Genomic DNA, 21,013 nt, shown 5'->3' on the forward strand with positions numbered 1-21,013 from the left:
ACATCTCGCCGTGTGAGAAGAAAGATCAGTTCTCTGACCAGGAATAGCTGTAGGAATAAGAACGGTCCTCACCGAAGCGGGCGCGTTCTGCGTCCGTCAGCTCGTCGCTGTTGGCAATGAAGGCGGTGACATCGTCATCGTGCAGGCGCTCGCTCGATCCATTCACACAGAGCGCGCGGTAGGTCTCGCCCTCATCAGAGGTGAAGCTGATGATGGTCGGGCTGTTGAGGCCTTCTTCGCGATCTTCGCACTTCTCAGCCATTTCCTCTACGATCTCGCCGGCTTCTTCGAGGTCCTCTTCGAGACCATTCTCGAAGGCGCGCTCGATGCGAAGCTCCATCTGCTCGCCAAGCTCTTCCATGCGATCGGCGCGCGCTTCAACGCGTTCTTCAATAACCAGGGCAATGCGTTCGGCGCGTTCGGCTTGGCGCTCCGCACGGCGTTCAACCTGTTCTGCGTGGCGTTCAGCGATGTGTTCGATTCTTTCGGCATGCGCCTCAATGAAGGCTTCCAGTTCTTCAATGTTCAGAGCGCCGTCGCCATCCCGGGACACCATGAGCTCGCGACCGGGAATGATGATTTTTACACCATTCTCGGTCTCGACGGTTTCGACGCCAAACTCGTCCAGGTCTGAAATCTGCAGATCGAAATCGAAAGACATGTTTCCAAGCTCGGCAAGACCGCTGAGTTCAGACAGGTCGCCCAGCGCGGCCAGGTCTTCGAGTTCGTGAAGCTCACCAAGGTCATCGAGTTCGAGAGCGAGGACTTCCATTTCCGCTTCGAGGTCCGACAGATCCAGTTCTTCAAGTTTTTCAAGGCGCGGGCCGAGCTTCTGGAATGGGTCGCTCAGCAGCACGAACTGACGGTCGCCGTCGCTGCCGTTCGAGCTGAAGCGGTAGACCTTTGCGTGGCGCTCAGCGGTTTTAGCACCGCCGGCGAGCTCGTTGTCGGTGGCCTGCTGCGGCGAGGCATTCGCAGCGCATGAGGCGGTTGCGACGATGGCGGCGGAGCCAAGGGTCAGGGCGAGCGTCGAACCGAGCAGGCGGCGGCGGAGTGTGGGGGCGGTGTTCTGCATCAGTATAAGTCTTTCTTTTATGGGATGCGTCAGGGTGAGGTTGGCGCCGCGAAAGGCACCATCAGCCGGACCTGCAAGGCGCGCCGCCTTGACGAGGGTCTGGCCATAGGAGAACGCCGACGATGTTCCCGCCCGAAGTACATCGGCGTCACAGGCTGCCTCCTGGTCCACGCGGAACGCCCGCATGGCAAGGTGAGCCAGTGGGTTGAACCACTGCAGGGCCAGCACGAGCTGGGCGGCCTGCAGGGCAAGGAGGTCATTGCGCTTCACGTGCGTCAGCTCGTGGGTCAGCGCGTCGCGCTGTTCGCGCGGGGAGTAGTCATCCTCGAACCACGCGGGCAGGAGGATGACAGGTTTAACAAGGCCGGTGACCAGCGGGCTGCCATTCAGGAGGCTGACGCGCACATCATGGGCGCGCTTCACGCCGAGTTCTTTCGCGATCCTGGCCGTCAACTCTGCGACATGGTCCGACGCCGGTTCGAAATCGTCCCGGATGAGACCATGGAAAACAGCCTGCTTGCGCCATGCGGTGGCGAGCACAAGGACGCTGCCAGCAATCCAGACCGGAAGGATGAGATGAGGGACAAGCTGCATGAGCGCGTCAAGCATACCGGGCTCAGCCGCCTCTAGCGGAGCCGGGAGCGGTGCAGCCGGTACTTCAGACGCCTCGAACGCTGGGGCGTGAGAGATGGTGCCGGTATCGTTGACGATTGCGTGGATGCGCTCAGCGACCTGTGGGCTCGCGACAGTCTGCTGGGGCTCTGTCGGGGCCAGAAAACCGAAAAGGGAAATATTGGCTGGCAGCGGCGGCATTGCGAGGCGTGCGAGCGGTACAAGCCAGAGTGCGTAGGCCGCCTTCGCTCCGAACTGGCGGGCGAAGGGACGCCTGACGATGAGGACGAGCCCGAACAGGATACCTACGGCGAGGCTGGTCTGAATGCAGTTCAGCAGCAGCGGATGAAGATCATTGAAAACGGTCATTTCTTCAGTTCCCCAAGAAGCGCTTCAAGTTCGGCAATATCATCGGCGCTGAGGCCTTTGCCGTCGGCGAGATGAGCCACGAGCGGGGCAGCGCGGCCCCCGAACATGCGGTCGACAAATTGGCGAGCTTCCTTGCGGCGATAGTCACCGCGTTTCACCAGAGGCCGGTAAAGGTAGCGTCGGCCCTCGGCTTCGGTCTCAAGCGCCCCCTTCTCGACGAGGCGTCCGAGCATCGTCTTGATCGTGCGTATGTTCCAGTTCCTGTCGGAAGCCAGAACTTCCGCGATCTCTGCGGCGCCAATTCCAGGCTGGTCCCACAGGACATTCATGATTTCGAGTTCGGCGGGCGCGATCTGCATGGCAGGCCTCTTTTGACTACGGATGTAATCGATAATTGTGATTACAGTTGTGGTCAATAAGAAAGTTGTGACAATTGCAAGGCAGCCTGCCGGCACCCGGTCGCGTTCTGATGGGGCGGATTTGGGTTTTCTGAATGGTGACGGCATGGGCGAACCGGCCTATGGTCCAACCATGTCAGACGATGAAGCCACTCAGAAATCAAGCGAGCCCGTAGCCGGATCCAAGGAAATCGGTGCGCTTGCCCACCTCTATCGCGCCGAAGTCTACCGTTCGACGATCTGGCGCCAGCGTCTCGACATGACGACTAACTGGGCGGTTGTCTCCACCGGTATTGCCCTCTCGGTCAGTTTTGCGAGCGCGACTGCATCACCTCTGCCGATCGTGCTGGTTGGCATGCTTACCGTGATGTTCCTGTTCCTGGAGGCGCGCCGTTATCGCTACTTCATGGTCTGGAAGTTTCGAGCGCGCCTGCTGGAGCTGGCAGTCATGGTGCCGATCCTTCGCGGGCAGGGCGCGGTGATCCCTCAGGACCGGGGCAGTGCGCTTTCAGATGATTACATCCACCCGCGCCACCGTATATCTTCCTTTCGGGCGATGGGTCAGAGACTGCGGCGCAACTATCTCTGGATATTCATCATCCAGTATGCAGCCTACCTGGCAAAGATATGGATTCATCCGATTGAGGCTTCGTCTATCGCGCAGGCGCTGGAGCGGGCCCATATTGGCGCGATCCCCGGTTGGCTCGCCATTATACTGGGCACCTGCCTGCTTATCTTCTTCATAACCCTTACGGCCTGGGCTTGGGTTTCGGAGAAAGCGGACAAGTCAAAGACGGCTGACTATCTCGATCCTGAGCCATCTGACTGACCCTGTCTTTGCGGCGCTGCGGCGAATTCGGCTTGCGCTTTGCGTTAGAAGCCTTATCTCGACCCCCAGACGCCTCAGGCATCGATCTTGTGATCCGAGAGCCAGACAGCCCGGATCGAGCGACTTTCCCTACCGATCGTTGCCTTGACGAAAGCAAGTCCTGATCAGCGCATAACCCGAACGCGGCAGACTGGTCTGCTGCGGGCAAGCCTATTGCGCCTCCGCGGAGAATGACCGCGCCAGGCCACAACTGAAAGATATTTGTTTGACCAATTTTACTGACCTCGGCCTCGCCGAGCCTCTCCTTCGTGCACTTGCAGCAGAAGGCTATGACCAGCCAACGCCAATTCAGGCGCAGGTCGTTCCGGCCATGATTGAGGGTCGCGACGTGCTTGGCACGGCGCAGACCGGCACCGGCAAGACGGCGGCTTTCACCCTTCCAATCCTGCACCGCCTGCTTGGCATGGGTACCCGCCCGGCGCCGAAAACCTGCCGTGCGCTCATCCTGGCGCCGACCCGTGAACTTGCAGCCCAGATTGCAGACAGCGTGCGTATCTATGGCAAACACGGTCACCTTTCATCGACGGTGGTTGTTGGCGGCCTCAAGATCTCAAAGCAGATCCGCGCGCTTGAGCGGGGCGTCGATATACTCGTTGCCACGCCGGGCCGGCTGCTCGACCTGAAATCTCAGAACGCAGTGCGCTTCGACGACCTGCAGACCGTGGTTCTGGATGAAGCTGACCACATGATGGACATGGGCTTCCTTCCTCAGATCAAGAAGATCCTGCAACAACTGCCGAAGGAGCGCCAGACCGCACTCCTGTCTGCAACCATGCCGAAAGACATCCGCGCACTAGCGGACCAGTTCCTGAAGGACCCGGTGAATGTCGCCGTATCGCAGGTGTCGAAGCCCGTTGACCGGATCGACCAGACGGTCCGCTTTGTGCCGCACACCCAGAAGCGGGACATCCTCGTCGATATCCTCCGGGGTAAGAAAGTCGAGAGCGCCATTGTCTTTACGCGTACCAAGCGCGGCGCAGATCGTGTGGCACGCCATCTCGAGCAGGCCGGGCTCGCGTCAGCGGCCATCCACGGCAACAAGAGCCAGAACCAGCGCACCAAGGCGCTCGATGCGTTCAAGAGTCGTAAGCTTCTTGTGCTTGTTGCCACCGATATTGCGGCCCGCGGCATCGATATCGACCAGGTGAGCCATGTGGTGAACTATGAGCTGCCGAATGTGCCCGAATCCTATGTGCACCGGATTGGCCGCACGGCCCGCGCCGGCGAGAGCGGCACGGCGATCACGCTTTGCGATGGTGAGGAGCGCAAGCTTCTGCGCGACATCGAGAAGCTGATTGGATCAAAGCTTCCAGTCGACGGCGCGATGCCTGAGTTCACAGAGAAGTCCGGCGGCGACGAGCGCACAAAGTTCGACCCATCGCGCGGCGGCAACCGATCAAATCGTAAACCGCGTTCGCGTAACCAGAACCGCAACCGTGGCAATGGCGGAAATGCCAGTCAGGGCAGGCAAAAGCAAAGCAGCGCGTCCTCTTGACCTGACGGGGCTTTTCGCATTTAACCCGCGCCTTCAAGACGGGATGGTGTGGTGCCGCCGTTGTAATCGTGAAGCTCGTTAGGGACGCTTCACCGGCCCACGTCTAAAAAGGAAGACTATCATGTCACGTCGTCACTCGACGAAGTACAAGATCGACCGCCGCGTCGGTGAAAATATCTGGGGCCGCCCCAAATCGCCAGTCAACAAGCGTCCGACCAAGCCAGGCCAGCATGGCCAGGGCCGCCGTCAGAAGACGTCTGACTATGGTCTTCAGCTCATGGCCAAACAGAAGCTGAAGTTCCACTATGGCGACATCACCGAGAAACAGTTCCGCCGCACCTATGACGAAGCAAACCGTCAAAAGGGCAACACGGCAGAGAACCTCATCGGCCTGCTCGAATCCCGTCTCGAGGCTTTTGTCTATCGCGCGAAGTTCGTGCCGACCATTTTTGCTGCGCGTCAGTTCGTCAATCACGGCCACGTTAAAGTGAACGGTGTGAAGACGAATATCGGTTCCTATCGCCTGAAGCCCGGCGACGTGGTGGAAATCCGCGAGAAGTCGCGCAACATGGCGCTCGTGCTCGAAGCACTGGGTTCGCCAGAACGCGATATCCCGGAATATATTGATGTCGACCCGAAGGCGATGACAGCAACGCTGGTTCGCGTGCCAGAGCTCGTTGACGTGCCGTACGCCGTCAAAATGGAGCCTGCGCAGGTGGTCGAATTCTATTCGTCCTAAGCCGTTTCAGGCACTTGAAGTTACGATCAAGCCGCGCTCCTCTGGGCGCGGCTTTTTCTTTGCGAGAAATGTAGGAGATCCCCAATGTCGTCACCTGAAATAGAGGAGGTTCGCCAGCGATTGATCGCTGCGCCGGGACAGTCATTCGAGCTCTCATCGCGCGATAGTGGAGACCGGGAGCTGTTTCCCGACAAGAAGCATGCGCGAAAGCAGTTGCAGGTCGATGCCGGCGCCATCGATGAGCTTCAGGACCTGCTCTATGCCTGCCGGCAGCGCGCATTGCTGGTCGTGCTTCAGGGTATGGACACTTCCGGCAAGAGCGGGGTGATCCGCAACGTGTTCGCACAGACCTCCCCGCTAGGGGTGAAGGTGAAGGCCTTCAAGGCCCCCAGCAAGGAAGAGCTTGCCCATGACTATCTATGGCGCGTACACGAAGCCGTTCCGCCCAAGGGCATTATCGGTATCTTTGACCGCTCCCATTATGAGGATGTCCTGGTGGTAAAGGTGCGCAACTTCGCGCCCGCTGAGATGGTCGAGCAGCGCTATGAGCAGATCAACCAGTTCGAGAAGCTGCTGACCGAAAACGGCGTCACGATTTTGAAGTTCATGCTTCACATCGGGCATGAGAAGCAGGGCGAGCGTCTGAAAGAACGTGTTACCGAGCCGCACAAGCGCTGGAAGTTCAATCCCGGAGATCTTGAAGACCGTAAGCTCTGGCCGGACTTCATGGCGGCCTATGAGACAATGGTGGACCGCTGCTCGACCCCGTGGGCCCCGTGGTATGTGATCCCTTCCGATAGCCGCACACGGCGGAATGCCGCTATCGCGCGGATTGTGCGGGGCACGCTCGAGGACATGAAACTCGACTGGCCGCAGCTCGAGCTGCGCGCAGAGGACTATGATTTCAGCTAGGCTTTTTGATTGTTTCGTGTCGCAAAGAAAGAGGCCTTCCAGATGGAAGGCCTCTCGCATTTCCCGGGGTGGGGCCGGGGTCAGCTGACGACGCGGACAGATCCGCCGGAGGACTTTTCGACGGACACATCGCTTGCTCCGCCAAAGGCCTTTACGCTGCCGCCGCTCGATGCGTCAGCGCGCACGCTCTGGCTGGCATGGGCGTCAATCGATGCGCCGGAGGAGACATCCGCCACCAGACGCGCGCAGATGAGGTCGCCCGCATCGAGGTTTGCGCCCGAGGAGGCATCAGCATCGATAGTCGTGCAAGTGCCGGCGATTTCCATGCTCGCGCCGCTGGAAGCCTCCGCGATGACCGTCTCGGCGTCGATGCCGCGGATTTCGACCTCGGCCCCAGAGGAGACTTCAACGCTGGCACGGGGGCCAGACAAGCCGTCACCTGATACGCTTGAGCCGGAGGAGGCCTCAATCGAGTTGAGCGATGACACGCCGACCGTCACGGTATACGGCGCGCGGCGGCGGCCCCAGCCCATTTTGCGTGGCCGCTTCAGAACCAGCTCTCCGCTCTTCGTTTCGACGATGATGTCGCTGAAATCGCCGTCCTTGTTCTCTACAATGACGGACTTGCTGGTGCCGGTCTCATAAATGACTTCGATGCCTGAAGACACGTCGATGCCCTCGAAATTGCCGACATCATAGGTGCGCGTTTCGGCGAGGGCGGGCAGGGCCATTGCGGCACTGAGGGCGAGGGCGGTGAGGGCAATGCGGCGGGTCATTTGATGGTCCTGTCTGGCTTCTGTGTTTGAGCACAAACTATTTGCTTGACTCTTCTTTATCGAAAATCAATACGAATAATTATTGTAAGTCAATAAGGAATTTTCGACATGAAGCTCAACACCTCGATCCGCCTGTCTCTGGTCGCGGCCAGTTCAGCCCTCTTTCTGGGTGGCTGCGTCATCGTTGATGCGGATGAGCACGTCCGCGCTGACTGGAGCAGCGACCGCTCCTATGGCGAGCTGATGGGCGCTGACGTGACCAACGGGATTGTTACAGCGCGCGTGACGTCGAATGGCTGCACGACCAGGGATTTCATCGGGGCCGACATCGACAAGACGGGCGATAACCGCTTCTCTGTCGGCTTCTACCGCGAGCGTCAGGACTATTGCGAAGCCTATATGCCCGAGGGTGTCGAGCTGAGCTGGACGTTTGAAGAGCTCGGCATTCCGCAAAGCGCTGCCGTGCGGATCCGCAACGATATCAGCAACTAGGCTGAAAACGTGTCAGCCGACAGCCGCCCTCGTCCTTCGACTTCACTCAGGATGAGGGCGTCTGTGGCGCTGCGAACTTAGGCTGGCTCACCATAAAGGTCGTATTCGTCGGCGTCCGTGATACGGGCGCTGACGATGTCGCCTGGCTGAAGATGGCTGGCATTGTCGAGATAAACGATGCCGTCGACTTCCGGCGCGTCCGCCTTGGTGCGCGCGAACATCTCGCCATCGGCTTCACCCGGCCCGTCGATGATAACGTCCTGAACCGTGCCGACTTGCGCCTCAGCGCGTTCAGCGGAAACCGCCGCCTGAACGGCCATAAAGCGGTGCCAGCGTTCTTCCTTGACCTCTTCCGGCAAGTGGCCCGGCAGGTCGCGGCTCTCGGCATGCTGGACATTCTCGTATTTGAAGCAGCCAGCCCGGTCGATTTTTGCCTCGCGGATGAAGTCCAGAAGGATTTCGAAGTCTTCCTCGGTTTCGCCCGGAAAGCCGACAATGAAGGTCGAGCGGATGGTCATGCCCGGCACGTCGCGCCGCCATTGCTGGATGCGCTCCAGCACGCGGTCCTGCTTGGCGGGGCGTTTCATCGCTTTCAGCACATTGGCAGAGGCATGCTGAAACGGGATGTCGAGATAGGGAAGGATCGTCCCGTCGGCCATTAGCGGGATGACCTTGTCGACATGCGGGTAGGGGTAGACATAGTGCATGCGAACCCACGCGCCGAGTGAGCCGAGCCCGCGCGCAAGGTCGAGGAAGCGGGTTTCGTATTCCTCGCCTTTCCACATCTGCGGGGCGTATTTCACGTCGAGGCCATAGGCTGACGTGTCCTGGCTGATCACCAGAAGCTCATTCACACCGGCGCGGACAAGCTGTTCCGCCTCTGTCAGGACATGGTGGATCGGGCGGGAGACAAGGTCGCCGCGCAATTTCGGGATGATGCAGAAGCTGCAGCGATTGTTACAGCCTTCTGAAATCTTCAGATAGGAATAGTGGCGCGGGGTCAGCTTCAACCCGGTTTCCGGCACGAGGTCTGTGAACGCATCAGGCGGCGGCGTCAGATGTTTATGCACCGCCTCCATCACCTGCTCATATTGATGCGGGCCTGTGACGGCGAGAACCTTGGGATGCGCCTTCTGGATGACGTCCGGTTCTGCACCAAGGCAGCCGGTCACGATCACCTTGCCATTTGCCTCGATCGCCTCGCCAATGGCTTCGAGGCTTTCATCGCGTGCGCTGTCGAGGAAACCGCACGTATTGACGAGAACAAGGTCTGCCCCCGCATAGTCTGGCGAGATTGCATAGCCTTCGGCGCGCAGGCGCGTGATGATGCGCTCAGAATCGACCAGCGCCTTCGGGCAGCCAAGCGAGACTATGCCCACTTTCGGCTGGGTCTTCACAGGCGCGATCGGCGGATTTTCCACAAGTGTGCTCATGGGGCGCGCGTTTAACAGCGGCGGGCCCCAATGGAAAGCGTGATAGCGTAGTAGAACAGTCTTCTCACGCAGCACGTAGACGCGCGTGAATGGCTATTCGCCGCTAGTCCGGGTGCGCCTCCAGAAATGCGATCAGCTCATCTTTCCAGATGGCCGCTGCCGTATGTGTGCCGTGTCCGCGGGTTTTTTCGCTGGCGGGGATGAGGACGAAGCGGGCATTTGGCATCTGGGCGGCGAGCGCTTCGGGATCGCCAAGGCCCGGCGGGTTGATGAAGTCGTCGGCTGAATTGATCCAGAGCACGGGCACTTCGACTTCCGAAAGCCGGGGAGCTGGGTTGTAGGTGCGCGACGCATCGAACTGGTAGATCGTGTCGTTCGGATCGACAGCGCGGGCCTTCAGGGCTTCCTGAGATGCATGCAGCACTTCAATCGAGGCGTCACGTGTCGGTGCTTCAGCTTGGAGGCGATACGGATTTCCGCCGGCCAGAATCAGCGTGTTCGCATAGACAAGCTGGCCCGTTTCCAGATCCGCTGCGTCCTCATAGTTGCCCCCGTCATAGTCAGGGTCGTCCTCGAAGCCGTCGATGATCATCTGGCGGAACATGCGGTTGCGGCCCGCGATCTCTATCGCGTTGCAAGCGAGCGGGACGAAGCGATCGACAAAGCCAGGGTATTCCGGACCCCATACAAAACTATGCATGCAGCCCATGGAGGTGCCGATGATCATGTCGAGGCTTTCGACATCTGCGTGTTCGGTCAGCATACGGTACTGGGCGCGCACCATGTCGTCATAGTCATAGCGTGGAAAATCGAGCCGCATGCCGTCACTCGGCTTGGAGCTGTCGCCATGGCCGAGATTGTCGGGCGAGATGATGTAGGTATCTGCGAGGTCCAGTAGCTGGCCCGGCCCGAACAGTTCATCACCGAATAGTGGGCGCAGCAGGGATGTGCCGCTGCCGCCGGTGCCGTGGAGAAGCATCACCGCATTGGTGATCTTGCCATCAGCATCTCTCTCCGGTGTGCCGAGCGTGTAATAGCTCATGGTGACCGGCATGGTTTCGCCCGTGCCAAACTCAAAGTTTTCGAGTTGGACGGTGTGCTGTTCCGCCTGCGCGGCCCAGTTTTCGGCGGTCGCGGTGGTCGAAACGGCGAGCGCTCCGAGCGCGAACAGAACGGCTTTGATCATCATGGCAGGCCCTTTTTCTGAGGTCATGGTCTGAAAGGCGTGGTGATCCGCAGGAGACGGTAGTTGCAGAGACGCTTGCGACTAGCCCTGCACGAATTTTTTGTAGGCTGCCTCGAAGTCTGGATGCCAACGCGAAAGAGCGGGACGGTTCTTGATGATGTCGTCGGCTGTCCACTGGATGCGCTTTTCATCGAGGCTGCGCGGTGTCTCATTGTCCGGGCAGATAATGTAGAAGTCGCCGCTATCGAGACGATCCATCATGAAATCAACCGTTTCCTCGGCTGTGGCGGCGAAAGGCGGTTTTTGCGGGATGAAGCGGCTGATCATCGGCGTATAAACAAAGCCGGGCACGAGCAGATGGGCGGCCAACTGGCAGCCTTCTTCAGCCCGAAGCGCATGCGCGACGCTTTCGGTGTAGGCCAGCACGCCCGCCTTGGAGAGGTTGTAGGCATAGTTACCGGGAGGGCGCGTGATGCCCTGTTTGGACGCGGTGTTGATGATGGCGCCGGGCTCTCCGTGCGCGAGCATTGATGGAATGAAGGCGTGACAGCCATGCACGACGCCCATGAGATTGATATCCAGCATGCTTTTGAACGCATCGATATTCTCCCAGGGTTTGGTGCCCATCCGCGCAATACCCGCATTGTTCATCAGGCAGTGGACCGGTCCGAATTCCGCTGAAGCAGTTTCGGACAGCGCGGAGACCGCCGCAGGGTCTGACACATCGCAGACTCTCGTCAGGACGCCGCTTGAATTTGGGAAGGAAGTCTTTGCTGCCTCGAGAGCCTCTGCATTCACGTCGGCCAGGACAACGTTCATGCCGGCCGCCGAGAAACGCCGCGCCGCCTCAAGTCCGATACCCCCCGCCGCGCCCGTTATGACCGCTGTGTTTCCACCTTTTAGCCAAGCCGTCATGTTTGTTCCCCGCATCGTTGACAGGGCAGGCTAGCAGGTTTGGACGAAGTGGCCATGACGAACGATTAGAAAAAAAACGCCGCAGTCCGGAGGCTGCGGCGTTTGGATGTCATATTGAAAGGAAAGCCTCAGGCCGCTTCCATCTCGATGCCCTTTTCAGCCATGAACTCTTTGAGCTCACCGCTTTCGAACATTTCCTTGATGATGTCGCAGCCGCCGACGAACTCACCTTTGACGTAAAGCTGCGGGATCGTCGGCCAGTCGGAATACTCCTTGATGCCCTCGCGGATGGCCTGGTCTTCAAGCACGTTGGTCGCGGCGTAATCGACGCCAAGATAGTCGAGCACCTGAACAACCACCGACGAGAAACCGCATTGCGGGAATGTCGGGGTGCCTTTCATGAAAAGCACCACATCATTGCTTTTCACAGCCTTGTCGATGGCTTGCTGGACGTCATCGCTCATTCTGGTCTCCAATCGGAACTTTCCGGTATCTGCTCGGAATGTGTGGCCAGCAGGCAATCGCTTCAAGGGTTGCGGGCCGTTGGCCTACATGTTGGCGGACCAGCCGGCGCAAGCGCGGGGCCTGCCTAGTCCTTGACTTCCTTCATGATCTGCTCGCGCGCGACGGCTAGCAGTTCTGCCATGTGCTCACGGATGCGTGCGTCTGAGCGGTCAACGCCTTTGGCATCAAAATCACCACGCACCTTGCGGAAAACGTCTTCGTCGCCCGGCTCCTCGAGGTCGGACATGACGACGGACTTGGCATAGGCCTCAGCCTCATTGCCGGACAGGTTCATCAGGTCTGCAGCCCAGAGGCCGAGCAACTTGTTGCGGCGGTTCATGATCTTGAACTGCAGGGCGCTGTCGTGCGCGTATTTTGCTTCCTCGGCGCGCTCGCGATCGTCGAATGTGCTCATGGTAAGCCCTCCTCTTGATTGGGCATGACTGGCTTTGCCGGGATATAGATTGCCATGGCCATCCTGCGCAAGGCGCTAGAGCGGTACGCCAGTGCCGCAACCCCCACGGTGCCTGCTGAATCATCATTTGTTTAGCAAGAGCACTCGCGTTATCACTCCGCCTTGTTCTTGGGGGCGCAGAGCGGCTGAACCTGCAGCGCGTCTCCCCTTGGCGGAGGGATAGCGATGTCGCGCAGACGCATGATTTATGAAGGCAAGGCCAAGATCCTTTACGAAGGACCAGAGCCCGGCACCCTGATCCAGTATTTCAAGGACGATGCGACGGCGTTCAACGCTGAGAAGAAAGCCGTGCTTGACGGCAAGGGCGTCCTGAATAACCGCATCAGCGAATTTCTGATGACCCGCCTGTCCGCGGTCGGCATCCCGAACCACTTCATCAAGCGCCTCAATATGCGCGAGCAGCTGATCAAGAAGGTGGAGATCATTCCGCTGGAAGTGATCGTGCGCAATGTTGCTGCGGGCACCATGTCGAAGCGCCTTGGCATTCCGGAAGGCGAAACGCTGCCGCGCGCCATTGTCGAGTTCTGCTACAAGAAGGATGAGCTGGGCGACCCGCTCGTTTCTGAAGAGCACATCGCGGCCTTTGGCTGGGCCAGCCAGCAGGAGATGGACGACATCGTCTCGCTCGCCCTGCGGATCAATGACTTCATGTCCGGTCTTTTCTCGGCGGTCGGCATTCGCCTGATCGACTTCAAGCTTGAGTTTGGCCGCCATTTCGAAGGCGAGATGGTCCGCACCATCCTGGCTGATGAGATCAGTCCTGATAGCTGCCGTCTCTGGGATTATGAGACCAATGAAAAGCTCGACAAGGACCGGTTCCGCCGCGACCTTGGCGGCGTGACGGAAGCCTATGCAGAAGTTGCCCGGCGCCTTGGTATCATCAAGGAAAGCGCCCAGGGCGGCGATGTGATCGACTTCACGAGCGGCATGAAGTAGCGTTCTCCCCTCTGTGGGGGGACAGGAACATGACACTCAAGGTTGTGGGCGCAGGCTTTGGCCGCACCGGTACGCTTTCAATGAAAGTGGCTCTGGAACAGCTTGGCTTCACCAAGTGCCACCACATGATGGAGGTGTTTCCGAGTGAGTTTCAGCTCAATAGCTGGCATTCAATCGGACGCGGGCAAAGGCCTGACTGGGACGAAGTGTTCCACGGCTTTCAGGCCAGCGTCGACTTTCCTTCTTCCGCTTACTGGCGAGAGATCTCGGCGCATTATCCAGCCGCCAAAGTGGTCCTGACGACGCGTAGCTTTGACAGCTGGTATGAAAGCGCGCTGGAAACGATCTATCCGGTCAGCAAGAAAATTCCGAACTGGATGACCGCCATCCCAAAGATCCGAAAGATCAAGGAAATGACCAACGCCACGGTGTGGGACCGGGTCTTTCAAGGTAAATTCGAGGATCGCGATTATGCACGCAAAATATTCGAGCAGCATGAGGCGGCCGTAAAGGCGGAGATTTCGGAGGAGCGCCTGCTCATTTTCCATCCGAAGGAAGGGTGGGAGCCGCTGTGTGCGTTTCTCGGCGTGCCTGTCCCGGACAGCCCTTTTCCGAACGTGAATGACCGGGCTGATTTCAAGAAGCGTGTGGCGGCTTTCACCTGGCTCAATCGCGCGCCTTGGATCGCCGGTGCACTTGTTGTGGCCGGCGCAGTTGCAGCCGCGCTCGCCTTTCAATAGGACGTCAGTTCACAAGGACGCAGCAGCGTCGATTCCGAGCGGAGACGAGTGTCATGAAAGCCATTGTGCATGTCGGCCTGAAACCCGGTGTTCTCGATCCGCAAGGCAAGGCGGTCGCCGACACGCTTGGCCGAATGGGCTATGATGAAGTGCACAGCGCGCGCATCGGCAAAGTGATCGAGCTCGACCTCGAAGGCGTTGCCAAGGACAAGGCCGACGCTCGCGTCAAGGAAATGTGCGAGAAGCTGCTGGCGAATACGGTGATCGAATCCTATCGCTACGAACTGGTCGATTAGGCCATTTCCGCGCTAGTCTTCCCGTAACATAAGGGAGGACTTTGATGATCAAGCTAACATTCTGCCTACACAGGCTGCCGCATCTCAGCCGGGAAGAATTCCAGACCTATTGGCGCGAAAACCATGCCCCACTGGTCGCCAGGCATGCCAAGACACTGGGCATCGCGCGCTACGTGCAGGCGCATGCTCTGACACACGACTTCAACGGCGTGATGCGCGATAGCCGAGATGCGCCAGACATGTATGACGGTATAGCGGAAATCTACTTCGAGAGTTGGGATGCGCTGTTCGAGGCAGGCGAGAATGAGGGCAATGCCGAAGCGGGCGCAGCCCTGCTGGAAGATGAGCGCAAGTTTATCGACTTGCCGCGCTCGCCTCTCTGGTTCAATGAGGAACACGTCATCATTGGTTAGGGCTGCATGGACTGGCCCAGTTCGTGCTTTGGTTTGCAGTATGAAACAGCGTCTTCTTGTTATCGCCGCCCTTGTCGTCTGCCTGCCTGCAGCGGCAGAGGAAATCTGCCGCTCCATCTCGACGAGCTGGGAGACTGAAAGCGGGCAGAGCTTAAATACGCGTATGTGGACCAAGGCTGACGAAGCCGGATGCAAGATTGTCGAACACCTCGTCGATGGCGAGAAGATCGAAGGCGTGGACTGCAATTGTGACCTCATCGCCGATGGCTATGAAGATCGCATTCCGCAGCCCGTATCCGAGCGCCAGCGTGGCCGGTTGACCGATATCTGCGAAGGACCAATCGCAATCGAGGAGGCCGCGCCGATGTCCAAGCCGGGCGACCCGATCATCATCAACGGCTAGGTCTGAGGCGCCAGACCTCCGCGATCAGTCGCGGGGTTTGCGGCAACCATCCACCATGCGCGCGCTATTATTTGTGCTCGGCACGTCCTGCGGAACATAGGGCAGGGCGCAGGCATGCACGGTCGTGCGATTAACGTCGTGGATTTCGCGTGCGGCGTCTGCCTCCTCACGAAGGTCGCCCATCGTCTCGCCAGGGGCGAGTTCCACGACGCCGCAAGTCTTCTCCAGCCCGGCAGACCGAAAGCAGTAACGCGCATTGATCGGCTTCTCACAGGCATTGGTATAAGGGCCGATATTCCCGTCACGCGAAAGGCAGTCATTGGCGCCTGCATAAGCGGAAGGATTGGTGAGGCGCGACAGGACGTTGGCGCCAATCGTGACCAGTACGACAATCAGGACGATGCGCAGCCAGTTGGGTATCTTTGCGAGCAGCTTTTTCATTCGCGTGTCTTCCCCTCTGGCAGGCAGCCCTGTTTCATCCGCTTCGTATTAATGTCCTCGACCATGCCGGGCATGAAAGGCAGCTTGCAGGCATAGGTTTCTACTCTGAGCAGCCCGCCGAGCCGCGCGAGATCGGCTTCGATCTCGGCCCGCTCGAAACCTTCATCAGGCTCCAGCCGCTTTGTCTTGCAGATGTCGTCTGCCGTCTTTGAATAGAGACAGAGCTCGGCGTTGACCGGGAAGATGCAGGTATTTTGGAGCGGCGGTTCGGCGTTCATGATCGGGCCGAGGCAATGCTTCACCTGCCCAAGCCTGTGCGGCTGGAAGATGAGGGTCGAGATGTAGCCGACGAGGAGCAGACCAAAGAAAGCCCCAATCGCCCAGAGGCAACCCGGCTGCTATGCATGTTTCTGCACTTCAGGCATCGACGATCCCTCTGCTCCTCACGGCTCCTACCAGCATTTTGCCGGAAGCAAAGCGGAAAGGGCCAAAAGAAAAGCCCCGGCCATGTGACCGGGGCTTTGCAATGTGGGGATGGAGCGCTTGCGCCTTATGCCATCTTCTTTTCGAGGTTCTCTGCCACGGCTTCGAGGAAGCCTTCGGTGGTGAGCCAGTCCTGATCTGGACCGATAAGAAGTGCGAGGTCCTTGGTCATCTTGCCGCTTTCAACGGTCTCGATGACGACCTGCTCGAGGTCCTCAGCGAACTTCGTGACCTCAGGCGTGTTATCGAGACGGCCACGGTGGGCGAGGCCACGGGTCCAGGCGTAGATCGACGCGATCGAGTTGGTCGAGGTCGCTTCGCCCTTCTGGTGGTTGCGGTAGTGACGGGTCACGGTGCCGTGTGCGGCTTCCGCTTCGACCGTCTTGCCGTCTGGCGACATGAGAACGGAGGTCATGAGGCCGAGCGAACCGAAGCCCTGGGCGACGGTGTCGGACTGGACGTCGCCGTCATAGTTCTTACAGGCCCAGACATAGCCGCCGGACCATTTCATGGCCGCTGCGACCATGTCATCGATCAGGCGGTGCTCATAGGTGCCGCCGAATTCAGCGAAGGCTTCCTTGAACTCATTGTCAAACACTTCCTGGAACAGGTCCTTGAAGCGGCCGTCATAGGCTTTCAGGATCGTGTTCTTGGTCGACAGGTAGACCGGCCACTTGCGTGACAGGCCGAAGTTGAACGATGCACGTGCGAAGTCACGGATCGACTCGTCGAGGTTGTACATGCCCATGGCGATGCCGGAGGATGGCGCATCGAAGACTTCGTGCTCGATGACGGTGCCGTCCGAGCCTTCGAACTTCATCGTCAGCTTGCCCTTGCCGGGGAAGAGGAAGTCGGTCGCGCGGTACTGGTCGCCGAAAGCGTGACGGCCGATGACGATGGGCTGGGTCCAGCCTGGCACCAGGCGGGGCACGTTGGAGATGACGATTGGCTCACGGAAGACGACGCCGCCGAGGATGTTGCGGATCGTGCCGTTTGGCGAGCGCCACATCTTCTTCAGGCCGAATTCCTCAACGCGGGCTTCGTCCGGGGTGATGGTCGCACATTTAACGCCAACGCCATATTCCTTGATGGCGTTTGCCGCGTCGACCGTGATCTGGTCATCGGTCGCGTCGCGGGCTTCGATACCGAGGTCGAAATATTTGAGATCGATATCGAGATAAGGGTGGATGAGGCGGTCCTTGATCATCTGCCAGATGATGCGGGTCATCTCATCGCCGTCGAGCTCGACGACCGGATTTTTGACCTTGATCTTTGCCATCGTGTGAAAGTCCTTTCAGTTGCACTGTATCCCGGGCGGCTATAGCAGAAGGGGTCGAATGGTCAAAAGCGGTAATCGCGCCTGCAACAGCTGATTGAGCGGCCCCATGAAACTCACCCGTCCAAGTCTTGTCGCCGTGCTGAGCTTCTGCATGCTCATCGCGCCGTCAAATGCCCAGTCCAGGTCGTCTGACAGCGGTGCCACCGAGGCCAGTGTCACGGTCGGCCCGCGAGACGATGGCAACTGGTTTGTCCGTTACAGCTTCGATGCGCCGCAGCCAGTCTATGCGATCGCGCACTCGCTGACAGGCTATCGGTCGGCAACCTGGTCGTCACAGACCGAAGGTGTGCGCCTTGGGCGGCTAGACGGCATCGACGTGATCGTCATGGATGAGCCAGTCGATGAGATCGAGTTCAGCATCATCCCCCTGACCGGACGGCTGCCGAATGACCCGACGCCGTTCGTGACCTTCGCAGGCGGCGGCATCGCGGTGCACGATGCGCAGTTCGAACTTATCGGGTTCAAGGATATCGAGAGCGTCGAAGCGCTGGACGGCGACTTGAGTGCCCTGTCATCCGAAGTGCTACCGATGACCGTTACAGTCGAAGCAGAAGGGCCAGTCCTGACCAGCGCTGCTGTTTCGGAAGACACATTGAGCGCGCCGGTGCAGGACCAGTACATTTACATCGGAGAGGGTGAGTACGCCTTTAATGATGGCTTCTCATTCCTTGCAGACCCTTACCTGCCGGAATGGCTGTCGTCCGGCTTGCCGAGTGCCATTGAAGGGTTTCTTGGCGTACTGGAAAGCCGGTGGGGCGCGGAGCTGGAGCGCGATATTTCGGTGATTGCCGCCTATAAGGGCGCGCAGGCGCGCGGTCTCTCGCTTGAGGGGAGCGTGCTGGACAGCCAGATCATGCTGGAGCTGGGCGGGCAGGGCTTCTCCAACCGAAATAGTGATGCGCTTGCCTATCTGCACTGGTACACGATTCGCGAACTCGTAGGTCTGTTCCAGACCCGGAATGGTGCCGTCCTTGGCGGCCCAGAAGCGGCCTGGATACATGACGGCTTTGCCAATTCGATCGCCTACCAACTGATTGCGTCGGATATGGACGCGCCGGACGGGTTTTTATCATCTGTCTACCAGAACGCTTTCGAGGACTGCGTGACGACGCTGGAGGGCGGCTCACTAGAGACCGCACTAGAGCGCGGCGCCTCCTCCGGCCCCTATGCTTGCGGCGATTTCATCGCTCTGGCGACGGATAGCTATCTCAAGCAGCGTAATCTTTTCGACTTCTGGGACGGGCTCAGCGACTGGGCGGCTCGAAGCTCAGATCATGTGATAGACAAGCAGGTCTATTTTACCTCCCTGCAATTGATGGGGGCGACGCCAAGGCAACGCGAACGCATTCGTGCCATCGTAGAAGATGAATTGGGCCAGCCGCGCCGCGCGCTGCGCGATCTGCTGCAGGATGCCGGCCTTCAGCCGCAATTTACTGCCAATGGCCAGTTCCGCTCGATGGACTGGCCGGACTATTCAGGCGAATGACCGACACAGACAGGCCAATCATCATTCTCGCAGAGCCACAGCTCGGCGAAAACATTGGCTCGACCGCGCGCGCCATGCTGAACTTCGGGCTGACTGAGCTTCGAATCGCCGCCCCACGGGATGGCTGGCCCAATCCTGCCGCTGAGCCGATGTCGGCAGGGGCGTTTGATGCAGGCGTTGAGGTGACTGTGTTCGACAGCGTTGAAGACGCTTGCGCGGACCTTGGCTATCTCGTCGCGGCCACAGCCCGGCCACGCGGCATGGAGAAGCCCGTTACGAACGCCAGTGGCACTGTCGAACTCATCCGGCAACAGCCGCTGAAGACGGGCGTAATGTTCGGCAATGAGGCCCAGGGGCTTCATAATGATCATGTCGCGCTCAGCGATGCGATCATGACCTATCCGGTCAATAAGGGCTTTGCTTCTCTCAACCTATCGCAGGCGGTCATCGTGTTTGCACATGCTTGGGGCGAGGCGATTGGGCAGGCAGGCCGCTTTGAAAGTGCTGAAGCTGGCGTCAGCGATGTTGCCAGCCGCGCCGAACTCATCGGCATGTTTGAGCACTTTGAGTATGAGCTGGAGCGAGCAGGGTATTTCTATCCACCTGACAAGACACCACTCATGACGCGCAATCTGCGTAACGCGTTTATCCGCGGTCAGTGGACCAGCCAGGAAGTGCGGACGTTCCGTGGGGCGGTGAAGGCGCTTGCCATTGGCCGCGGTAAGGCGCGGATCAAGCGCGAGGACTAGTTCTCGCTTCCACGCGCACTCTCAGGAAGGTTCGCCTGTACTAGCGCATTGGCAAGCCTCTCACCCGTTGAGGCATAGACCCGCTCGGCAGATACCGCGCCATCGTCACACGAATTCCTGCGGGCGGCCTCGGCGGAGTAGGCAGTGTTGAAGGCGTCCACCATCGAAGTGCGCAGGCGGCCCTGATAGGGCGCTTCCAGGCTCAACAGCTCTTGCATATAGCTGCGCCAATACTGGTCGTTTCGACCGTTGCACAACACGCGCAGGGCATGCGCAGAGCCAAGTGTTGAGGACAGCGCCACAACGTCGCGCAAATAGTCCTGGCTCCGTACATCTGCAAACTCTCCCTCGGCCTGATACTGGCCATGGGCGGTCTCTACTGGCAGAAAGGCTAGCCCAAGCAGGCACGGGAGCGCGATTTGTACGATCTTCTTATACATGAAAGAACCTTCTCCCGGCTGGAGGTCCGTCTCAAGCCGCTGGCTGAACAAATAGCGCCTCACACCTTAAACGATAGTTCGCAATTCAGGCGCCCATGGGGCGGCGAAGGGACCAAAGGTGTCATTGCATATGGCAATACCGACGCTTTTTTCAGCCCGGCTGTGCGTGACTTTGTGAAGGAGGTCTACTCAACGCCTCGTCTTGCCTGGTTCCAGTCTATTGCCGCTGGCCTCGATAACGAGTTTCTGCAGAAAGTCGGGCAAAAAGCAGAGATCTACACGGTCAGCCATGTGCAGGCACATGCCATCGCGGAATGGGTTCTCTGGGCGGCCTTCGACTTCTTTGGTGAAGGGGCCGCGCGCCGGAGGTCTCAAGAGGTTCGGAATTGGCAGAAGGTGCCTTTCCGTGAGGTCGGCGAGACGCGGTGGCTGATCTATGGATTTGGCCATATCGGCGAGAATGCCGGACGACGCCTGAAAGCCCTTGGCGCGCACGTCACGGGCGTGCGCCGTTCCAGCGCGGTATCGCCATTCGCTGACCACATGCTGCATCCAGATCAGTTGACGCCGGAAGATATTGGCATGGCCGATGCAGTGCTCTTCTGTTGCCCGCTGACGGCGCAGACGGAAAACCTTGGCAATGCCGACTTCTTTGCGGCGATGTCGCCGGGAAGCCTGTTCCTCAATGTTGGACGTGGACCCCTTGTGGATGAAGACGCGCTGATAGCGGCACTCGATCAGGGGCGGCCGGCACATGCCGCGCTCGACGTTACCCGCCAGGAGCCGCTTCCAACGGAAAGCCCACTATGGGGTCATCCAGCGATTACGCTGACCGCGCACACTGCACCAACGACGGCGGGAACCGACCGGCGCAATGACGAGCAGTTTCTCGGAAACCTCTCCAGTTTTCTGGCAGGAAAGCCGCTGCGTCATGAGGTTGATGCTGCCGCATTCAAGGCGCAGTCGAGCGTGTTTGGGACCTGATTTTTAGAGAGCCGCGCAGGGGCGTTCGCGAAG

Annotated in this window: 25 protein-coding genes; 13 read left to right on the forward strand and 12 right to left on the reverse strand. The window is 59.2% G+C overall.

The window, feature by feature from the left end; translation table 11 throughout:
* Positions 1–25: 25 nt before the first annotated feature.
* Positions 26–2,056 (reverse strand): M56 family metallopeptidase, encoded by a 2,031-nt coding sequence (locus O4G74_RS05640; protein ID WP_269401668.1) that lies wholly within the window; start codon positions 2,054–2,056, stop codon positions 26–28.
* Complete coding sequence (locus O4G74_RS05645; RefSeq protein ID WP_269401669.1) at positions 2,053–2,415, reverse strand: BlaI/MecI/CopY family transcriptional regulator; 363 nt, start codon at positions 2,413–2,415, stop codon at positions 2,053–2,055. The genes O4G74_RS05640 and O4G74_RS05645 overlap by 4 nt, the downstream gene beginning before the upstream one ends.
* 121 nt (positions 2,416–2,536) lie before the next feature.
* On the opposite strand from O4G74_RS05645, the gene O4G74_RS05650 reads away from it, so the two are divergent.
* The 4 genes from O4G74_RS05650 to O4G74_RS05665 all read left to right on the forward strand — a co-directional run bounded on the left by O4G74_RS05650 (position 2,537) and on the right by O4G74_RS05665 (position 6,489).
* Complete coding sequence (locus O4G74_RS05650) at positions 2,537–3,283, forward strand: DUF2270 domain-containing protein (protein ID WP_269401670.1); 747 nt, start codon at positions 2,537–2,539, stop codon at positions 3,281–3,283.
* 265 nt (positions 3,284–3,548) lie between these two features.
* Positions 3,549–4,838, forward strand: coding sequence for a DEAD/DEAH box helicase (locus tag O4G74_RS05655; protein WP_269401671.1), 1,290 nt, complete (start codon positions 3,549–3,551; stop codon positions 4,836–4,838).
* Positions 4,839–4,959: 121 nt separating this feature from the next.
* On the forward strand, positions 4,960–5,577 hold the full coding sequence (rpsD, locus tag O4G74_RS05660) for a 30S ribosomal protein S4 (protein WP_119378798.1): 618 nt from the start codon (positions 4,960–4,962) through the stop codon (positions 5,575–5,577).
* An 84-nt stretch (positions 5,578–5,661) separates the two neighbouring features.
* Positions 5,662–6,489: a PPK2 family polyphosphate kinase gene (locus O4G74_RS05665; RefSeq protein ID WP_269401672.1), complete on the forward strand. Its 828-nt coding sequence runs from the start codon at positions 5,662–5,664 to the stop codon at positions 6,487–6,489.
* Between the two features lie 80 nt (positions 6,490–6,569).
* Here O4G74_RS05665 and O4G74_RS05670 read toward each other — a convergent pair whose 3' ends face one another.
* Positions 6,570–7,265 (reverse strand): GIN domain-containing protein, encoded by a 696-nt coding sequence (locus O4G74_RS05670; protein WP_269401673.1) that lies wholly within the window; start codon positions 7,263–7,265, stop codon positions 6,570–6,572.
* A gap of 108 nt (positions 7,266–7,373) precedes the next feature.
* Between O4G74_RS05670 and O4G74_RS05675 the strand changes: the two genes are divergently transcribed.
* Complete coding sequence (locus O4G74_RS05675; RefSeq protein ID WP_269401674.1) at positions 7,374–7,757, forward strand: hypothetical protein; 384 nt, start codon at positions 7,374–7,376, stop codon at positions 7,755–7,757.
* Between the two features lie 77 nt (positions 7,758–7,834).
* Here O4G74_RS05675 and rimO read toward each other — a convergent pair whose 3' ends face one another.
* From rimO to O4G74_RS05700, 5 genes are all read right to left on the reverse strand, one after another.
* Positions 7,835–9,190: a 30S ribosomal protein S12 methylthiotransferase RimO gene (gene rimO / locus O4G74_RS05680; protein ID WP_269401675.1), complete on the reverse strand. Its 1,356-nt coding sequence runs from the start codon at positions 9,188–9,190 to the stop codon at positions 7,835–7,837.
* Positions 9,191–9,293: 103 nt separating this feature from the next.
* Entirely contained in the window at positions 9,294–10,403 is a 1,110-nt protein-coding gene (locus O4G74_RS05685) for an alpha/beta fold hydrolase (protein WP_269401676.1), read from the reverse strand.
* A 54-nt stretch (positions 10,404–10,457) separates the two neighbouring features.
* Positions 10,458–11,291: an SDR family NAD(P)-dependent oxidoreductase gene (locus O4G74_RS05690; RefSeq protein WP_269401677.1), complete on the reverse strand. Its 834-nt coding sequence runs from the start codon at positions 11,289–11,291 to the stop codon at positions 10,458–10,460.
* A gap of 128 nt (positions 11,292–11,419) precedes the next feature.
* Positions 11,420–11,755, reverse strand: a complete 336-nt coding sequence (gene grxD / locus O4G74_RS05695; RefSeq protein ID WP_269401678.1) for a Grx4 family monothiol glutaredoxin — start codon at positions 11,753–11,755, stop codon at positions 11,420–11,422.
* Between the two features lie 125 nt (positions 11,756–11,880).
* Positions 11,881–12,210 carry a DUF1476 domain-containing protein gene (locus O4G74_RS05700; RefSeq protein WP_269401679.1) on the reverse strand — a complete coding sequence of 110 codons (330 nt, stop codon included), beginning with the start codon at positions 12,208–12,210 and terminating at the stop codon, positions 11,881–11,883.
* Between the two features lie 225 nt (positions 12,211–12,435).
* Here O4G74_RS05700 and purC point away from each other — a divergent pair, with 225 nt between their 5' ends.
* The 5 genes from purC to O4G74_RS05725 are packed head-to-tail and all read left to right on the forward strand — an operon-like array spanning position 12,436 to position 15,058.
* Entirely contained in the window at positions 12,436–13,206 is a 771-nt protein-coding gene (purC, locus tag O4G74_RS05705) for a phosphoribosylaminoimidazolesuccinocarboxamide synthase (RefSeq protein ID WP_119454813.1), read from the forward strand.
* Positions 13,207–13,235: 29 nt separating this feature from the next.
* The gene (locus tag O4G74_RS05710) at positions 13,236–13,946 is read left to right on the forward strand and encodes a sulfotransferase family protein (protein ID WP_269401680.1); all 711 of its coding nucleotides are present in this window, start codon (positions 13,236–13,238) and stop codon (positions 13,944–13,946) included.
* A gap of 53 nt (positions 13,947–13,999) precedes the next feature.
* Positions 14,000–14,242, forward strand: a complete 243-nt coding sequence (gene purS, locus O4G74_RS05715) for a phosphoribosylformylglycinamidine synthase subunit PurS (RefSeq protein ID WP_119378789.1) — start codon at positions 14,000–14,002, stop codon at positions 14,240–14,242.
* Positions 14,243–14,286: 44 nt separating this feature from the next.
* Positions 14,287–14,655, forward strand: a complete 369-nt coding sequence (locus O4G74_RS05720) for an EthD domain-containing protein (RefSeq protein WP_269401681.1) — start codon at positions 14,287–14,289, stop codon at positions 14,653–14,655.
* 40 nt (positions 14,656–14,695) lie between these two features.
* Positions 14,696–15,058 carry a hypothetical protein gene (locus O4G74_RS05725; RefSeq protein ID WP_269401682.1) on the forward strand — a complete coding sequence of 121 codons (363 nt, stop codon included), beginning with the start codon at positions 14,696–14,698 and terminating at the stop codon, positions 15,056–15,058.
* Positions 15,059–15,082: 24 nt separating this feature from the next.
* Here O4G74_RS05725 and O4G74_RS05730 read toward each other — a convergent pair whose 3' ends face one another.
* From O4G74_RS05730 to O4G74_RS05740, 3 genes are all read right to left on the reverse strand, one after another.
* Positions 15,083–15,499: a hypothetical protein gene (locus O4G74_RS05730; RefSeq protein ID WP_269401683.1), complete on the reverse strand. Its 417-nt coding sequence runs from the start codon at positions 15,497–15,499 to the stop codon at positions 15,083–15,085.
* Positions 15,496–15,777, reverse strand: coding sequence for a hypothetical protein (locus tag O4G74_RS05735; protein ID WP_269401684.1), 282 nt, complete (start codon positions 15,775–15,777; stop codon positions 15,496–15,498). The genes O4G74_RS05730 and O4G74_RS05735 overlap by 4 nt, the downstream gene beginning before the upstream one ends.
* A 272-nt stretch (positions 15,778–16,049) precedes the next feature.
* Positions 16,050–17,261 carry an NADP-dependent isocitrate dehydrogenase gene (locus O4G74_RS05740; RefSeq protein ID WP_269401685.1) on the reverse strand — a complete coding sequence of 404 codons (1,212 nt, stop codon included), beginning with the start codon at positions 17,259–17,261 and terminating at the stop codon, positions 16,050–16,052.
* Between the two features lie 106 nt (positions 17,262–17,367).
* Between O4G74_RS05740 and O4G74_RS05745 the strand changes: the two genes are divergently transcribed.
* A complete protein-coding gene (locus O4G74_RS05745) occupies positions 17,368–18,807 on the forward strand; it encodes a hypothetical protein (protein ID WP_269401686.1) in 1,440 nt (479 codons plus the stop codon).
* Positions 18,804–19,556, forward strand: coding sequence for an RNA methyltransferase (locus O4G74_RS05750; protein WP_269401687.1), 753 nt, complete (start codon positions 18,804–18,806; stop codon positions 19,554–19,556). Before O4G74_RS05745 ends, O4G74_RS05750 begins: the two co-directional genes overlap by 4 nt.
* Here O4G74_RS05750 and O4G74_RS05755 read toward each other — a convergent pair.
* Positions 19,553–19,996 (reverse strand): TIGR02301 family protein, encoded by a 444-nt coding sequence (locus O4G74_RS05755; protein ID WP_269401688.1) that lies wholly within the window; start codon positions 19,994–19,996, stop codon positions 19,553–19,555. The two genes, O4G74_RS05750 and O4G74_RS05755, sit on opposite strands and share 4 nt — an antisense overlap.
* On the opposite strand from O4G74_RS05755, the gene O4G74_RS05760 reads away from it, so the two are divergent.
* Complete coding sequence (locus tag O4G74_RS05760; RefSeq protein WP_269401689.1) at positions 19,976–20,980, forward strand: NAD(P)-dependent oxidoreductase; 1,005 nt, start codon at positions 19,976–19,978, stop codon at positions 20,978–20,980. The two genes, O4G74_RS05755 and O4G74_RS05760, sit on opposite strands and share 21 nt — an antisense overlap.
* Positions 20,981–21,013: the final 33 nt, after the last annotated feature.

The sequence above is a fragment of the Henriciella marina genome, from assembly GCF_027213945.1.
Classification (GTDB): Bacteria; Pseudomonadota; Alphaproteobacteria; order Caulobacterales; family Hyphomonadaceae; genus Henriciella; species Henriciella marina_A.

Bases quoted from the DNA above. Each gene is read 5' to 3' on its own strand.
- O4G74_RS05745 (WP_269401686.1), top strand. From the start codon at position 17,368: ATGAAACTCACCCGTCCAAGTCTTGTCGCCGTGCTGAGCTTCTGCATG.
- O4G74_RS05700 (WP_269401679.1), bottom strand. From the start codon at position 12,210: ATGAGCACATTCGACGATCGCGAGCGCGCCGAGGAAGCAAAATACGCG.
- O4G74_RS05690 (WP_269401677.1), bottom strand. From the start codon at position 11,291: ATGACGGCTTGGCTAAAAGGTGGAAACACAGCGGTCATAACGGGCGCG.
- grxD (WP_269401678.1), bottom strand. From the start codon at position 11,755: ATGAGCGATGACGTCCAGCAAGCCATCGACAAGGCTGTGAAAAGCAAT.
- rimO (WP_269401675.1), bottom strand. From the start codon at position 9,190: ATGAGCACACTTGTGGAAAATCCGCCGATCGCGCCTGTGAAGACCCAG.
- purS (WP_119378789.1), top strand. From the start codon at position 14,000: ATGAAAGCCATTGTGCATGTCGGCCTGAAACCCGGTGTTCTCGATCCG.
- O4G74_RS05685 (WP_269401676.1), bottom strand. From the start codon at position 10,403: ATGACCTCAGAAAAAGGGCCTGCCATGATGATCAAAGCCGTTCTGTTC.
- O4G74_RS05645 (WP_269401669.1), bottom strand. From the start codon at position 2,415: ATGCAGATCGCGCCCGCCGAACTCGAAATCATGAATGTCCTGTGGGAC.
- O4G74_RS05725 (WP_269401682.1), top strand. From the start codon at position 14,696: ATGAAACAGCGTCTTCTTGTTATCGCCGCCCTTGTCGTCTGCCTGCCT.
- rpsD (WP_119378798.1), top strand. From the start codon at position 4,960: ATGTCACGTCGTCACTCGACGAAGTACAAGATCGACCGCCGCGTCGGT.
- O4G74_RS05730 (WP_269401683.1), bottom strand. From the start codon at position 15,499: ATGAAAAAGCTGCTCGCAAAGATACCCAACTGGCTGCGCATCGTCCTG.
- O4G74_RS05640 (WP_269401668.1), bottom strand. From the start codon at position 2,056: ATGACCGTTTTCAATGATCTTCATCCGCTGCTGCTGAACTGCATTCAG.
- O4G74_RS05755 (WP_269401688.1), bottom strand. From the start codon at position 19,996: ATGTATAAGAAGATCGTACAAATCGCGCTCCCGTGCCTGCTTGGGCTA.
- purC (WP_119454813.1), top strand. From the start codon at position 12,436: ATGTCGCGCAGACGCATGATTTATGAAGGCAAGGCCAAGATCCTTTAC.
- O4G74_RS05720 (WP_269401681.1), top strand. From the start codon at position 14,287: ATGATCAAGCTAACATTCTGCCTACACAGGCTGCCGCATCTCAGCCGG.
- O4G74_RS05740 (WP_269401685.1), bottom strand. From the start codon at position 17,261: ATGGCAAAGATCAAGGTCAAAAATCCGGTCGTCGAGCTCGACGGCGAT.
- O4G74_RS05710 (WP_269401680.1), top strand. From the start codon at position 13,236: ATGACACTCAAGGTTGTGGGCGCAGGCTTTGGCCGCACCGGTACGCTT.
- O4G74_RS05735 (WP_269401684.1), bottom strand. From the start codon at position 15,777: ATGAACGCCGAACCGCCGCTCCAAAATACCTGCATCTTCCCGGTCAAC.
- O4G74_RS05665 (WP_269401672.1), top strand. From the start codon at position 5,662: ATGTCGTCACCTGAAATAGAGGAGGTTCGCCAGCGATTGATCGCTGCG.
- O4G74_RS05675 (WP_269401674.1), top strand. From the start codon at position 7,374: ATGAAGCTCAACACCTCGATCCGCCTGTCTCTGGTCGCGGCCAGTTCA.
- O4G74_RS05750 (WP_269401687.1), top strand. From the start codon at position 18,804: ATGACCGACACAGACAGGCCAATCATCATTCTCGCAGAGCCACAGCTC.
- O4G74_RS05670 (WP_269401673.1), bottom strand. From the start codon at position 7,265: ATGACCCGCCGCATTGCCCTCACCGCCCTCGCCCTCAGTGCCGCAATG.